This is a genomic window from Paenibacillus diazotrophicus (assembly GCF_042610465.1).
The window spans coordinates 346,757-360,278 of the sequence record NZ_JBGJZN010000003.1; the positions used below are offsets into that span (position 1 = coordinate 346,757).

Annotated in this window: 11 protein-coding genes; 10 read left to right on the forward strand and 1 reads right to left on the reverse strand. The window is 54.1% G+C overall.

What is annotated here, in order from left to right; all coding sequences use genetic code 11:
• Nucleotides 1–334 precede the first annotated feature (334 nt).
• From ACAN54_RS15745 to ACAN54_RS15770, 6 genes are all read left to right on the forward strand, one after another.
• The gene (locus ACAN54_RS15745) at nucleotides 335–1,117 is read left to right on the forward strand and encodes an ABC transporter ATP-binding protein (protein ID WP_379156817.1); all 783 of its coding nucleotides are present in this window, start codon (nucleotides 335–337) and stop codon (nucleotides 1,115–1,117) included.
• A 2-nt stretch (nucleotides 1,118–1,119) separates the two neighbouring features.
• Nucleotides 1,120–1,932: an ABC transporter permease gene (locus ACAN54_RS15750; protein WP_379156820.1), complete on the forward strand. Its 813-nt coding sequence runs from the start codon at nucleotides 1,120–1,122 to the stop codon at nucleotides 1,930–1,932.
• Nucleotides 1,932–2,834 (forward strand): ABC transporter permease, encoded by a 903-nt coding sequence (locus ACAN54_RS15755; RefSeq protein ID WP_379156823.1) that lies wholly within the window; start codon nucleotides 1,932–1,934, stop codon nucleotides 2,832–2,834. Before ACAN54_RS15750 ends, ACAN54_RS15755 begins: the two co-directional genes overlap by 1 nt.
• Before the next feature lie 145 nt (nucleotides 2,835–2,979).
• Complete coding sequence (locus ACAN54_RS15760; protein ID WP_379156826.1) at nucleotides 2,980–4,086, forward strand: ABC transporter substrate-binding protein; 1,107 nt, start codon at nucleotides 2,980–2,982, stop codon at nucleotides 4,084–4,086.
• Nucleotides 4,087–4,179: 93 nt separating this feature from the next.
• The gene (locus ACAN54_RS15765; protein WP_379156829.1) at nucleotides 4,180–5,643 is read left to right on the forward strand and encodes a CoA-acylating methylmalonate-semialdehyde dehydrogenase; all 1,464 of its coding nucleotides are present in this window, start codon (nucleotides 4,180–4,182) and stop codon (nucleotides 5,641–5,643) included.
• 34 nt (nucleotides 5,644–5,677) lie between these two features.
• Nucleotides 5,678–7,045 carry an aspartate aminotransferase family protein gene (locus ACAN54_RS15770; RefSeq protein WP_379156832.1) on the forward strand — a complete coding sequence of 456 codons (1,368 nt, stop codon included), beginning with the start codon at nucleotides 5,678–5,680 and terminating at the stop codon, nucleotides 7,043–7,045.
• Here ACAN54_RS15770 and ACAN54_RS15775 read toward each other — a convergent pair.
• On the reverse strand, nucleotides 7,011–8,699 hold the full coding sequence (locus tag ACAN54_RS15775) for a PucR family transcriptional regulator (protein WP_379156835.1): 1,689 nt from the start codon (nucleotides 8,697–8,699) through the stop codon (nucleotides 7,011–7,013). The genes ACAN54_RS15770 and ACAN54_RS15775 overlap by 35 nt on opposite strands.
• Before the next feature lie 331 nt (nucleotides 8,700–9,030).
• On the opposite strand from ACAN54_RS15775, the gene ACAN54_RS15780 reads away from it, so the two are divergent.
• The 4 genes from ACAN54_RS15780 (at nucleotide 9,031) to ACAN54_RS15795 (ending at nucleotide 13,450) form a co-directional block, all read left to right on the forward strand.
• Complete coding sequence (locus ACAN54_RS15780) at nucleotides 9,031–10,422, forward strand: NAD(P)-dependent oxidoreductase (protein WP_379156838.1); 1,392 nt, start codon at nucleotides 9,031–9,033, stop codon at nucleotides 10,420–10,422.
• A 68-nt stretch (nucleotides 10,423–10,490) separates the two neighbouring features.
• The gene (gene preA, locus ACAN54_RS15785; protein WP_379156841.1) at nucleotides 10,491–11,780 is read left to right on the forward strand and encodes an NAD-dependent dihydropyrimidine dehydrogenase subunit PreA; all 1,290 of its coding nucleotides are present in this window, start codon (nucleotides 10,491–10,493) and stop codon (nucleotides 11,778–11,780) included.
• Nucleotides 11,781–11,782: 2 nt separating this feature from the next.
• The gene (hydA, locus tag ACAN54_RS15790; protein WP_379156844.1) at nucleotides 11,783–13,210 is read left to right on the forward strand and encodes a dihydropyrimidinase; all 1,428 of its coding nucleotides are present in this window, start codon (nucleotides 11,783–11,785) and stop codon (nucleotides 13,208–13,210) included.
• Nucleotides 13,211–13,450 carry a hypothetical protein gene (locus ACAN54_RS15795; protein WP_379156847.1) on the forward strand — a complete coding sequence of 80 codons (240 nt, stop codon included), beginning with the start codon at nucleotides 13,211–13,213 and terminating at the stop codon, nucleotides 13,448–13,450.
• Nucleotides 13,451–13,522 lie beyond the last annotated feature (72 nt).

A 13,522-nucleotide genomic window follows, 5' to 3' on the forward strand; every position in this document is an offset into this window, starting at 1 on the left:
TGTATGAATATTAGCTATAAGCATAGGCGGATTGTCTCCTGATTAATGAAAGATATAGTGAGATAGCATCACGGTGTATACATGATGATATATACCTATTGTATCGGAAAAAGTCGCAATTTTTAATAATAAATAGGCGCCAGCTAGACAAAGTGACGGAATTTTGCAGATGCTATTTGACTCTTTGTCTAATGAGAGTAACCGGAGCAAAGTGTAACATGTTAGTTAATACTACATCGATAAGAGATAATAGCTTGATATTGGGAATAATGCGTTATTTTATATGACATAAAAAGAAATGAAATCCGAATCAGGAGCGAAGGGGGAGCTGGGAATGTCATTAGTCGCAACAAGAATTCCTGAAATACAGATGCAAAACGTCGAGATGCGTTATCAGACAGAAACAGTCGATGTGCTTGCGCTGCATCAAGTGAGCCTGGATATCGCCAAAGGGGAGTTTGTTTCTCTGCTCGGCCCATCCGGATGCGGCAAAACCACCCTGCTGAGACTGATGGCAGATCTTATGACACCAACCCGCGGAGACATTACGGTAGCCGGTAAGAGTGCCCGTGAAGCCCGTCTGGCGCAAAAATACGGCATTGTCTTCCAAAGTCCGGTCCTTTATGACTGGCGAAAGGTGAAGCATAATATTACTCTGCCGCTGGAACTGATGGGCGTGAAGAAATCCATACGTGAAGACAAGGCGCTGGAGCTGCTGGATCTCGTAGGCCTGCAGGGCTTCGCAGACAAATATCCGTGGCAGCTAAGCGGAGGGATGCAGCAACGGGTAGCCATCGCCAGAGCGCTGTCGATGGAACCGGAAATCCTGCTGATGGATGAACCGTTCTCCGCACTGGATGAATTCACCCGCGAGCGTCTGAATGAGGAACTTCTATCCGTCTGGAGCAAAGTGCAGAGCACCATTGTTTTCGTAACCCACAGCATTCCTGAGTCGATTTTTCTCTCGGACCGTGTGTTCGTGCTATCTCCGCATCCGGGAAGGTTATCCGCTATTGTGGATATACCGCTGCCTCGCCCGCGCACGGCGGAGATGAGGAACAGTCCGGAGTTTTTTGAACTGATCGCCCGCATCCGCGACAGCTTCGAAGGGGTGTAGGGATGAAGGGGAACAGTACGTTTATGCGGGACCGCGTGCTGCCGCTGTTCGTCTGGATCTTCGGCCTGCTGGTGGCCTGGGAGGCGGTCTCCTGGTGGCTGCTGAATGTGGCGAAGACGCCGCTAGCCCAATCCAAGCTGCCTTACGTTCATGAGGTGGCGTCCACCTTGTGGAAGTATAGCGGCACGCTTTTGAAAGAAGGGGGGGCCACCTTCGGTAATGCAGGTGTCGGATTTCTGATTGGCGCAGCGGCCGGAGTAATCCTCGCGGTGCTGATGAGTCTCTCGAAAACCATTGAACAGCTCGCGTTCCCTTATGCGGTGGCTTCGCAGATGATTCCGATTCTGGGCCTGGCCCCGATCATCTATGGCATTGTGCGCGACGAACAGGTGTCGCGGATTATCATCTCCGGTTATATCACCTTTTTTCCCGTCGCACTGAATATGCTTCGCGGACTGCGGAGTGTGGATCTCCCGGCAGTAGAGCTTATGCACTCCTATGCCGCGAAGCCCTGGGCAGTGTACTGGAAGCTGCGTTTTCCGGCTGCGTTGCCGGGCCTCTTCAGCGGCCTCAAGATCGCCGCTCCGCTAGCCGTAACCGGAGCGATCCTCGTGGAACTCATGGGTGCACAGCACGGAATTGGCGTTATTATGCTCCGCAATCTCTATTATGGACCTTCCCATACGTATATGTTCTGGTCTACGGTGCTTGTCGGCGCTCTTCTCGGGATGGCCAGCTATTGGCTGATGAGTCTGGTGGAACGCCTGGTAGCCCCATGGCAGCCGGAATTCCGTCCGAAAGGGGGCAGCCGCTGATGGAGAACAATACTACTGTACGGGATGCAACTTTCATTGCTTCATCAGGTAAAGAAGCATCACCTGCTCCAATTACTTCAACTAACAACCGTATTTCAACGGAACCTGGAAAACAGCATAGCCCCCGGCGACCAACCAAATGGCTGAACCCTGGCGTGATTCTGCCCCTGCTAGCCGGTGTGCTGTTTCTGCTGTTATGGGAGTATCAGGTCTTCCACAGGCTCTTTGATCTCAAAAAATATCAACTGCCTCTACCCTCGGCCATTGCGGAAGCACTGCGGGATAATCTCAGTCTGCTGCTCTCCTATACCGGCTATACGCTGACCGAGGCAGTGGTGGGAATGCTGATCGGTTCAGCCTGCGGCTTTCTGATCGCCCTGGCCGCAACTGCCTGGCCCCGCTGGGGCGGAGGGAGCCTGACCTTGGTGGCGGCGCTGAACGCTGTGCCCATCGTGGCACTCGCTCCCATCATGAACCTGTGGTTCGGGGACGGCATCGGGTCCCGGGCCGCGATTGTTACAGCGACGACGATGGCGGCGATGGCTATTAATGCCTACAAGGGAATGGCGGCGGTAGATCCGCTTGCCCTGGATCTGATGCATTCCTATGCAGCCGGCAAACCGGCAGTATTTCGCTACCTGCGGATCCAGAACAGTCTGCCTTATGTATTCACTGCGCTGAAGATCAATGCCACTGCGAGTATGATCGGAGCCATTGTCGGGGAATTCTTCTTCTCCTCACGGGGCCTAGGCTACCTGCTCTCCAACTCCATCAAAGTGGCCAAAATGCCGCTAGGCTGGTCCTGCATCGTGCTGGCGGCCATTGCCGGAGTCCTCTTTTACCTGATTGTAGAGCGGCTGGAGAAAGTATTCATCAAGTGGCACTCCTCCCAGCGCTCCTAATACCCTGAATTCGTTACATCCGGTTTCTGCGAAGAGGGAGACAGAGAACCCCTACGGAGTACCGTGTGCATAGAGCATTACGATGGTAACCATGCTGTGGCTTCAGCCGAAAGGAAAACTCAAACGGGTAGGGGGAGTTATATTGATGAACGGGAAGAAGGGCAAGTTTCGTGGCGGAGTGTTGGTAGTAGCATTCATTCTGATGATCTCTTTGCTGGTAGGGTGTGGGAACAAGAATAATAATGCTGCTCCGGCGGCTGAAGGGGCGGCCGGAACAGAGGCTTCCGCTTCGCCAGAAGCAGCGGCAACTACAGAGCCGGCTGCAGATCCAGTCACTGTCAAGCTGCAGCTGAAATGGGTGCCGCAGGCGCAATTCGCCGGTTACTTCCTGGCCCAGGACAAAGGCTATTATGCTGAAGAAGGGCTGAAAGTTGAAATCCTACCCGGCGGCCCGGACATTGTGCCGGAGCAGCAGGTTGCAGGTGGATCAGCGGATATCGGCGTGGACTGGGTGGCCAGTCTTCTGACCAGCCAGGAGCAGGAGATGCCGCTGGTACAGATCGCGCAGATCTTCCAGAAGAGCGGCCTGGTGCTGGTATCCAAGAAGGACGCAGGCATTAGCGGACCTGCTGACCTGAAAGGCAAGAAGGTCGGCAACTGGATGGGCGGCAACGAGTTTGAGATTCTGGCACTCTTCGATAAATATAAGCTGGATTCGAATAAGGATCTGAACTTTACGAAGCAGGGCTTCACGATGGACCAGTTCCTCGGCGGCGAGATCGACGCGGCTTCGGCCATGACCTATAACGAATATCAGGTCGTGCTGGAATCAGGGATCAAGGCGGAGGATCTGAATGTAATCGATATGAATGATGAAGGTGTGGCTATGCTGGAAGACAATCTTTTTGCCAACAAGGAATGGCTTGAAGCCAATAAGGAAACAGCGGCCAAGTTTGTCCGTGCATCCCTGAAAGGCTGGAAGGACGCGATTGCTGACCCGGAAGCGGCGGTGGACAGTGTGATGAAGCTGGCTGAGGAAGGCAGCACCACCCGCGAGCATCAGCTGACGATGATGACCGAGGTGGCCAAGCTGATTCAGCCGGAAGGCTTCGACGCATCCAAAATGGGTTATACCGATGCGGCGGCGTTCCAGCAGACGGCAGATATTGCCCTTAAGTTCGGCGTGATCAAGACAGCACCCAAGGTGGATGAGGCCTATACGAACGAAATTGTGGAGATGGCGGCAAAATAACAAAGGTACACTTATATTCATAATAGATGACCGCCGGATGGGGCGGTCATCTATTATAATCAGCAGCCCGGAAGAGGGAAAGAGGTGCAGATAATGTCTCTGCTTGTAAGGCAAACGGAGAAAGTAAAGAACTACGTGAATGGCGTCTGGGTGGAGTCTTCCTCCGGACAGCAGGAAGAGGTGTTCAATCCGGCGACCGGCGAGGTCATTGCGTATGTGCCGATCTCTAGTCGGCAGGAGCTGGATGATGCGGTGAAGGCGGCGGCAGAGGCGTATTCCTCCTGGAAAAGGGTTGCCGTACCGCGCCGGGCCCGCTATTTGTTCCAGTACCAGCAGCTGCTGGTACAGCACTGGAACGAACTGGCTGGACTGATCACGCTGGAGAACGGCAAAAGCCTGGAGGAAGCGCTCGGGGAAGTGCAGCGCGGCATTGAATGTGTGGAATTTGCCGCTGGCATTCCTACACTGATGATGGGCAGTCAGCTGCCGGATATTGCTACTGGCGTTGAGTCGGGCATGTACCGTTACCCGCTTGGGGTAGTTGGCGGGATCGCACCATTCAACTTCCCGATGATGGTGCCTTGCTGGATGTTCCCGCTGGCGGTTGCCTGCGGCAACACCTTTGTTCTGAAGCCCTCCGAACGCACGCCGCTGCTGGTGAACAGGCTGGCAGAGCTGTTCGAAGAAGCGGGTTTTCCGCCAGGGGTGCTGAATGTGGTACACGGGGCACATGAGGTGGTGAACGGCCTGCTCGAGCATGAAGAGGTCAAAGCCATATCCTTTGTAGGCTCCCAGCCGGTTGCAGAGTATGTCTATAAGCACGGAACCTCGTTCGGTAAGCGGGTACAGGCCCTGGCCGGAGCTAAGAACCATTCCATCGTGTTGCCCGACGCCGATCTTGACAACGCAGTCAAAAACATCACTTCCGCCGCCTTCGGCTCAGCGGGTGAACGTTGTATGGCCTGCTCGGTAGTCGTTGTGCATGAGAGGATCGCAGATGAGCTGGTAAGCCGCCTGAAGGAGGCTGCGGATAGCCTTAAGATCGGCAACGGCAAGGACGAGGGCGTGTTCCTTGGCCCGGTGATTCGCCAGTCCAACAAGGAGCGTACGATTGCATATATCGACACGGGGGTTAAAGAACAGGCGGAGCTGGTACGCGACGGCAGACTGGATAGTGCGGCAGGCGGAGCAGGGTATTTCATCGGCCCGACCATTTTCGACCGTGTGCAGCCGGGTATGACGATCTGGCAGGATGAAATATTTGCGCCGCTGCTGGCTGTGGTGCGGGTCAAAAATCTGGCCGAAGCCATAGCGGTGACGAATCGGTCCCCTTTTGCCAACGGGGCCTGCATTTATACGGACAGCGCCAAGGCGATCCGGGAATTCCGGGAAGAGATTGATGCGGGAATGCTGGGGGTTAACCTGGGCGTGCCTGCGCCGATGGCCTTTTTTCCTTTCTCGGGGTACAAGAAATCCTTTTATGGAGATCTGCATGCGAACGGCAGGGATGGCGTAGAGTTCTATACCCGCAAGAAAATGGTTACCGCGCGTTATTAAACTATTATGGAATGTTGAGAGGAGAGAGTGTGTCATGCAAAGCCTGGGGAACGATAGCGAGCTGGCGATCCAGAAGGATCAGCAGTATTTATGGCATAATATTACCCCTTACAATGAAAAGAATCCGCCGATGATCGCCGCATCAGCGAGCGGCTCGTGGGTGACGGATATCGACGGCAACACATTACTGGACGGCATGTCCGGCCTGTGGTGTGTGAATGTCGGCTATGGACGTAAGGAATTGGCAGAGGCTGCCTATCATCAGCTCTTAAGTCTCCCGTATTTCCCGCTCACCCAGAGCCATATGCCGGCAATCGCCTTAGCCGAGAAGCTGAATGAATGGCTCGAAGGCGACTATGTTATTTTCTTCTCCAACAGCGGGTCAGAGGCCAATGAAGCAGCTTTCAAAATAGCCCGCCAATACCAGCAGCAGATCGGCCAGCATTACCGCCATAAGTTCATCGCCCGCTACCGGGGCTATCATGGCAGCTCGCTTGGTGCGCTCTCGGCTACCGGTCAGGCGCAGCGGAAATATAAATACGAACCGCTGAGCGGCGGGTTTCTGCATGTGGCTCCGCCGGACAGCTACCGCCGTCCGGCCGGTATGACGGTGGAAGAATTCAATCTTCAGAGTGCGCAGGCCATTGAGGATACGATCGTCTGGGAAGGTGTGGAGACGATAGCGGCGGTGATTATGGAGCCGGTCATTACCGGCGGCGGCGTCATTGTGCCGCATCAGGTCTATCTGGACCGGGTTCAGGAGATTTGCCGCAAGCACGGAGTCCTGCTGATTATTGACGAGGTGATCTGCGGCTTTGGACGTTCCGGCCGCAAATTCGGGCATCAGAATTTTGGTATGAAGCCGGATATGATCACCATGGCGAAAGGCTTGACTAGTGCGTACCTGCCGCTGTCGGCAACGGCCGTCCGCAAGGATATCTATGAGGCCTTCAAGGACAACAGCGACGACTATGGGCATTTCCGCCATGTGAACACTTTTGGCGGCAATCCGGCAGCCTGTGCGCTTGCTCTGCGCAATCTGGAAATCCTGGAACAGGAAAACCTGGTGGAGCGCGCGGATATTCTGGGCAAGAGGCTCACTGCAGCGTTCGCTGAGCTGCTGGACCACAAGCTCGTAGGAGATATCCGCAGCTTCGGACTCATTATCGGTATTGAATTGGTGGCGGATAAGGTCACCAAGCAATCTGCCGATCTGGCTGTCGTTAAAGGGATTATCGCTGCATGTAAAGCGAAGGGCCTGATCATCGGCAAGAACGGCGATACAGTAGCGGGCTTCAATAATGTGCTTACCCTTGCACCGCCGCTCTCCTCCACCGATGAGGATATCCAGTTCATCATTGGCACCGTTAAATCTGTACTGAACGGGAGCTGGGCAGAGTGAATTTTTCGGGATACAGCAGCTGATAGGCACGCAGGGCAACCTGTATGGAGATGCGGTTCTCCGGAAGCATGAAATCTTCGCCCAGCAGCTCGGTGATTTTGTCCAGCCGGTAGTAAAGGGATTGTCTGACGATGAATAAATTCCGGGCGGCGATCTGCTTGGAACCATCGTGGTCGAGGTAGACACGCAGGGTCAGCAGGAGCTCGCTTCCTTTGGCGATATCATGGTCAATCAGCGGTCCGAGATAGCTGCGGATGAAGTTCTCCAGGGTCTTGCCGTCATTCAGGCTCAGCAGCAGCTGGAAGACGCCGAGCTCTTCATAGAACAGTATAGACTTCTGATAACAAGAATACAGAGACAGTGCCTGCACGGCTTCCTGGTAACCGGCATAGGCGTGTTTCAGGCCCCGTTGGGACTTACTGACTCCGATTACAAGCTGCAGATCCTTCAGCTTCTCGTCGGAACGGATATGCTGCAGTGCATCCAGTGCCTGCTGCAGCCGCAGTTTGCCGGGCAGCTTGGACTGGATGTCGAGGGCGATGACGGTGAGGCGGTTATTCTTCAGTGTAATCAGCGGGCGCAGGGAATATTTCTCGAAGATGGAACGCAGGATGAGCGACAGGTGAAAGGTAATCGACTCCCAGTCGTTCTCCGAGCTGTTCCATTTCACGTCACGGGGATTCTCAATTTCGATCAGGCATACACGGTACGGTAGCTCATTCACGACATTGAAGTCTGGACCCACAAGTCCTTTAAGCCGGTTGTCATCCTGGGTCCGTCCGCCAATCAGCTCATCTACCCACAGATTCTCCGAGAACAGCTTGCGTTCCTCCATATATCGTGTGCGCAGCAGCTCCTGTGCAATCGAGAGCGAAGCAGAGTCAAGCAGCAGACAATCGAATTCCTGCGGCTTATGATTACAGACCATCAGAATATAAGCCCAGGTCTGGTCGAGCGCGCCTACCGGCTTCAGGGCAATGGTCTTGTGGCCGTAGTCGCGTATATACGGGGCGGCATCCGGCTGCACACCTTCCATCTCTTCGCCGAAGGCTTCGAAGAAGCGCAGGAGCGGGGCTTGATCCTCGGGCGAAAGCGCCGGGAAGAACAAGGGTTTCCCTTGCGGCTGCATATATACAATTTGCGTGCGGGTGCTTTTGCATAATAATTGCAGAACCTTGAGTGTACCTTGAGAAGTCAGCGTCAGACGGTGGAACTCACGGGAGATACTCTCGAGCTCCTGAAGCATGCGGTGATGGCGGTTGATAATGAGGGAATGCAGGTCAAGGGTGATATCTACAAAGCGTACAGTACGGGTGAAAATAATCAGCGGGAAGTCATGCTGGTTGGCGAGATCAATCATTTCCTGCGGAATGCTGTTGAAATAAACCCCAAGCTCAATGCATAAGCAGGCTGCGTTCTTATCGATCAGATTCTGCATAAAGGATAAGGAAGCGGGCAGATCGGCGCTTGCCCCTATGCCGGTGGTCAGAATCATCTCTTCCCCGTGGATCAGACTTTCAAAGCTCGCGCTCTCCAGCACATGCACCCAGCGGATGGCACGGCTTAGGCCTGTTCTTCCGCCGACGATTTCCGCTTCCGCGAACAGCGGTCTTTTGAGTGCATCCCGAATTGTAAATACAAGCTCCCAATCCATAAATTTCCCCCTCGCTTGATGTATGAACCGTTGCCCTGACTCGTGTGGTTCTACTCTCGGCTTATTCTTACAGGTAAAAAATACACTTTTGAAATTAGACAATCTGTCTAATGTAACGAAAAATGGAATTCAATATAGTTTCAATATAGCATGTAAGGATAGTTTACTTATTGCGATAAAAAAGAAAAGTGAAGTCAGGTTTATTGTTCATTTTACTACAATAATCTTGAGAAGTAAGCAAAATATTAAGGCAATACCCGTAATAATGTTATATTATATAACACAAACATGATGTAAATGCCGAGCCACTCATACAGAAGGAGGGATACGGATGGAGCACACTTCTCCGTTATACACATTCACGCCTGATATGTTCATGCGCAATTTCGCCGAGGCTGAACCTGGTCTTACCCGCAAAGGCGCAATCGAAGAATCCAACCGTTGCCTGTATTGTTACGATGCCCCGTGCATCAAGGCCTGCCCGACCAGCATTAATATTCCCTCTTTCATTAAACGTATTGCCACAGACAATCTGAAGGGTTCGGCTCAGACCATCATGGACGCCAATCCGGTTGGTGCCAGCTGTGCGCGTGTCTGTCCAACGGAAGAACTGTGTGAAGGCGCTTGTGTACTGAATGACGCTTCTGCGCCGATTCAGATCGGGCTGCTGCAGCGTTATGCCACCGATTGGGCGATTAACACTAAGGCTGAATTATTTAAGGCAGGCGTCCCGAATGGCAAAAGAGTCGCGGTGATCGGCGGCGGTCCGGCCGGGTTGTCTGCAGCCAGGGAGCTTGCGCGTGAAGGTTATGGTGTGGTGATCTATGAAGCGAAGGAGCTTGCCGGCGGACTGGATACCCACGGAATTGTCTCGTTCCGGCTGCCGCAGTCCATATCGCTGTGGGAAGTAGAGCAGGTCGAGAAGCTGGGCGTTGAGATCCGTACAGGAGTGAAAGTGGGCGTGGATGTCTCAGTGGAAGAACTGAAGGCCGGGTATGATGCCATCGTGCTGGCTGCGGGGATGGGTTATGTTCCGCCGCTCGGTATTGAAGGAGAAAAGCTTTCCGGGGTCTACGATGCTATAGAACTGGTGGAAAGCACGAAGACGGGCATACCGACACTGGAGCTAATGGGCCAGCGGGTTGCCGTCATTGGTGCAGGCAACACGGCGATAGATGCAGCTACCTGCTCGGTGCGGCTGGGCGCCGCGAATGTGAAGATGGTCTACCGCCGGACGCTGGCGGAGATGACGGCTTATGATTTTGAATATGAATTCGCCAAGCAGGAAGGCGTGGAATTCAGTTGGCTGACCCTGCCTAAGCGGATCATCGGGGATGAACTGGGCAATGTGACCGCTCTGGAGTGTGTACAAATGAAGTTGACCGGTGAGACCGGCAAGGATGGGCGTCTGACGCCGATGCCTGTAGAAGGCTCTGAATTCCTCATGCCGGTGGATGCGGTTGTGGTGGCGATCGGGCAGAAACGGCGGGTGGATCTGATAGAAGCGCTGGGCCTTGCCCATGAGTGGGGCGTTGTGAAGATAGATGAGCATACCGGACGGACCTCCGATCCGCAGATCTATGCCGCCGGGGATATCGTCTTCGGCTCGGGCAAAGGTGAAGCGATGGTAGTCTCCGCTGCCCAGCAGGGGAAGGATGCCGCTTATGCCATTATGAAGCAAATGTCGGGCCTGCAGGATAGCGTGGTTGGCTCTGCTGTATAAATTGGGGTTGCTGTGCGAATACAAGGCTGGATGTTTTGCCTGACTTACATGACAGGGAGGGAACATTAATGGCAGATTTGAGTATTGATCTTGCAGGAATCAAGTCACCCAATCCATTCTGGCTGGCCTCTGCACCGCCCACCAACACCGGTTATCAGGTACAGCGTGCCTTTGAAGCAGGCTGGGGAGGCGCCGTGTGGAAGACGCTCGGAGAGCCGGTTATTAACACCTCGTCCCGTTTTGCAGCGGTACACTTTAACGGGCAGCGCGTAGCGGGGTTTAATAATATTGAGCTGATTACAGACCGTCCTCTTGAGGTGAACCTGAAGGAAATCTACGAAACGAAGAAAAGATTTCCGAATCATGCGATTATCGCCTCCCTGATGGTGGAACCCAAGCAGGAGAAGTGGCATGAAATCGTCAAGCGGGTTGAAGCTGTCGGTGTAGACGGGCTGGAGCTTAACTTTGGCTGTCCGCACGGCATGGCTGAACGCGGAATGGGTGCGGCTTCGGGCCAGCAGCCTGATCTGGTGCAAGCCCAGACGACCTGGGTGAAGGAAGTAGCGACAACACCTGTCATAGTGAAGCTGACGCCGAACATTACCGACATTACGGTTGTAGCCCGCCACGCGGTCAAGGGCGGCACGGATGCGATCAGTCTGATTAATACGATCAACAGCCTGGCCGGCGTGGACATCCATAGCTGGAATACGATTCCGAATGTGGGCGGCCAAGGTGCACACGGCGGTTATTGCGGTCCGGCTGTGAAGCCGATAGCCCTAAGCATGGTCGCAGAATGTGCCCGCGACCGCGGTGTAGGTGTGCCGATCTCCGGGATCGGCGGCATCTCCACCTGGCAGGATGTAGTCGAATTCATGCTAATGGGGTCAACGGGCATCCAGGTGTGCACGGCAGTAATGCATCACGGGTTCCGGATTGTCGAGGAGATGATCGACGGTCTGAACAATTATCTGGATGACAAAGGCCTTGCTTCGGTCACGGAGCTGATCGGCAAGTCGGTGCCGAAGTACTCCAACTGGGGCGATCTGGACCTGAATTACAAAGTTGTGGCCCGGATTAATGAAGAGAACTGTATCAACTGCAATAAATGCCATATTGCCTGCGAGGATGCCTCGCATCAATGTATCGATATGCTGACGAATGCCGAGGGCAAGGCGATTCTGCAGGTGCGTGAGGAAGACTGTGTAGGCTGCAATCTGTGTTCGATTGTCTGTCCGGCAGACGGTGCGATTGATATGGTCGCTCTGGACAGCGGAGCAGCGCCAATGACCTGGAATCAGCGGAATAAAGTGATCAGCGGCTTGAACGGCGCATATTCGGAAGCGGAGGTGGTATAAGGATGAAGAAGATCATCAAAAACGGTATTATAGTTACCGCAGCCGACACCTATAAGGCAGATATCCTGGTGGAAGACGGGATTATCACCGGAATTGGTCTGAATCTGGAAGCACCAGGTGCGGAGATCATCGACGCTTCCGGCCATTATGTATTTCCGGGGGGCATCGATCCCCATACCCATCTGGATATGCCCTTTGGCGGCACGGTAACCGCCGACGACTTCGAGACCGGAACCATTGCCGCCGCTTACGGGGGGACGACAACGGTCATTGACTTCTGCCTGACCACCAAAGGCCAGCCGCTGCAGCAGGCTGTAGACACCTGGCACCGCAAATCGGTGGATAAGGCTGTCATTGACTACAGCTTTCATCTGATGGTCTCCGAGCTGAACGATGCCGTGCTCGGCGAACTGCCGCAGATTATTGAGAAGGAAGGCATCACCTCGCTGAAGGTGTTCATGGCTTACAAGAATACCTTCCAGGCCGATGACGGCGTGCTGTACAAGACGCTGCAGGCTGCCAAGCGGGAAGGTGCACTGGTCATGGTCCATGCCGAGAATGGCGACGTGATTGAATATCTGGTGGAGCAGGCCTTGGCCGCCGGTAACACCGACCCGATCTATCACGCCTTGACCCGGCCTCCGGAGCTGGAGGGGGAAGCTACCGGCCGGGCCGCTTCGCTGACAGAGCTGACCGATTCGCAGCTCTATGTGGTGCATGTTACCTGTGCTGAAGCGGCCTGGAAGATCGCTGAAGCCCGCCGTAAAGGGCTGCGTGTCTACGGTGAGACTTGTCCACAGTATCTCGTACTCGATCAGACGGCACTGGAGAAGCCGGATTTCGAGGGGGCCAAGTATGTCTGGTCCCCGCCGCTGCGCGAAGCGTGGAACCAGGAGGTGCTGTGGGATGCGCTCTGGAGCGGTACGCTGCAGACGATCGGCTCCGACCAGTGCTCATTTAACTTCAAGGGACAGAAGGATCTGGGTCTGGGCGACTTTTCGAAGATTCCGAACGGCGGACCAACCATTGAAGACCGGTTCAGCGTGCTATACTCCGAAGGTGTACAGAAAGGCCGCATTTCTCTTAATAAATTTGTGGATATAATCTCAACATCGAGCGCCAAGCTGTTTGGGCTGTTCCCGCAGAAAGGCACCATTGCTGTAGGCAGTGATGCAGATCTCGTTATATTCGACCCTTCAGTAGAAAGAACCCTTTCTGCTGGGACCCATCATATGAACGTGGATTATAATCCCTTTGAAGGCATAGAGGTCAAGGGTGAACCTGTCTCCGTGCTCAGCCGGGGTGAATTCGTTATCCGTGACAAGCAGTTTGTTGGCAAGGCCGGGTCAGGCAAATACCTGCACCGCAAACGGTTCGAAGCGGAAGCACCGCATCCCGCCCAAGCCGAAATCAGCGGAGGAGTGGTCTGAATGTCTGCATATGCCGAGTTCGACAAAGAACGGCAGGAGGTTGATGCACTGCTACAACAGGGTTACTCCATAACCGGTATCCATGAAGATCTGGATGGGGCGAAAGTGAAGTTCACCAGCAGCGATTCGGCTAAAAGCTCTCTAGAGCTGCTGCTGCTCACAGCCGATGCGCGCAAGCATGTGACGACACTGCTTTTTGCCGGAACGAAACCAGTAGTCTCCATAGAAACGCATATGTAAGTTGTCATAAACGTTAAGGCTGTGATCTTGGGATCACAGCCTTTTGGTTGTCCGCGTGTTCATCCGTTGTGC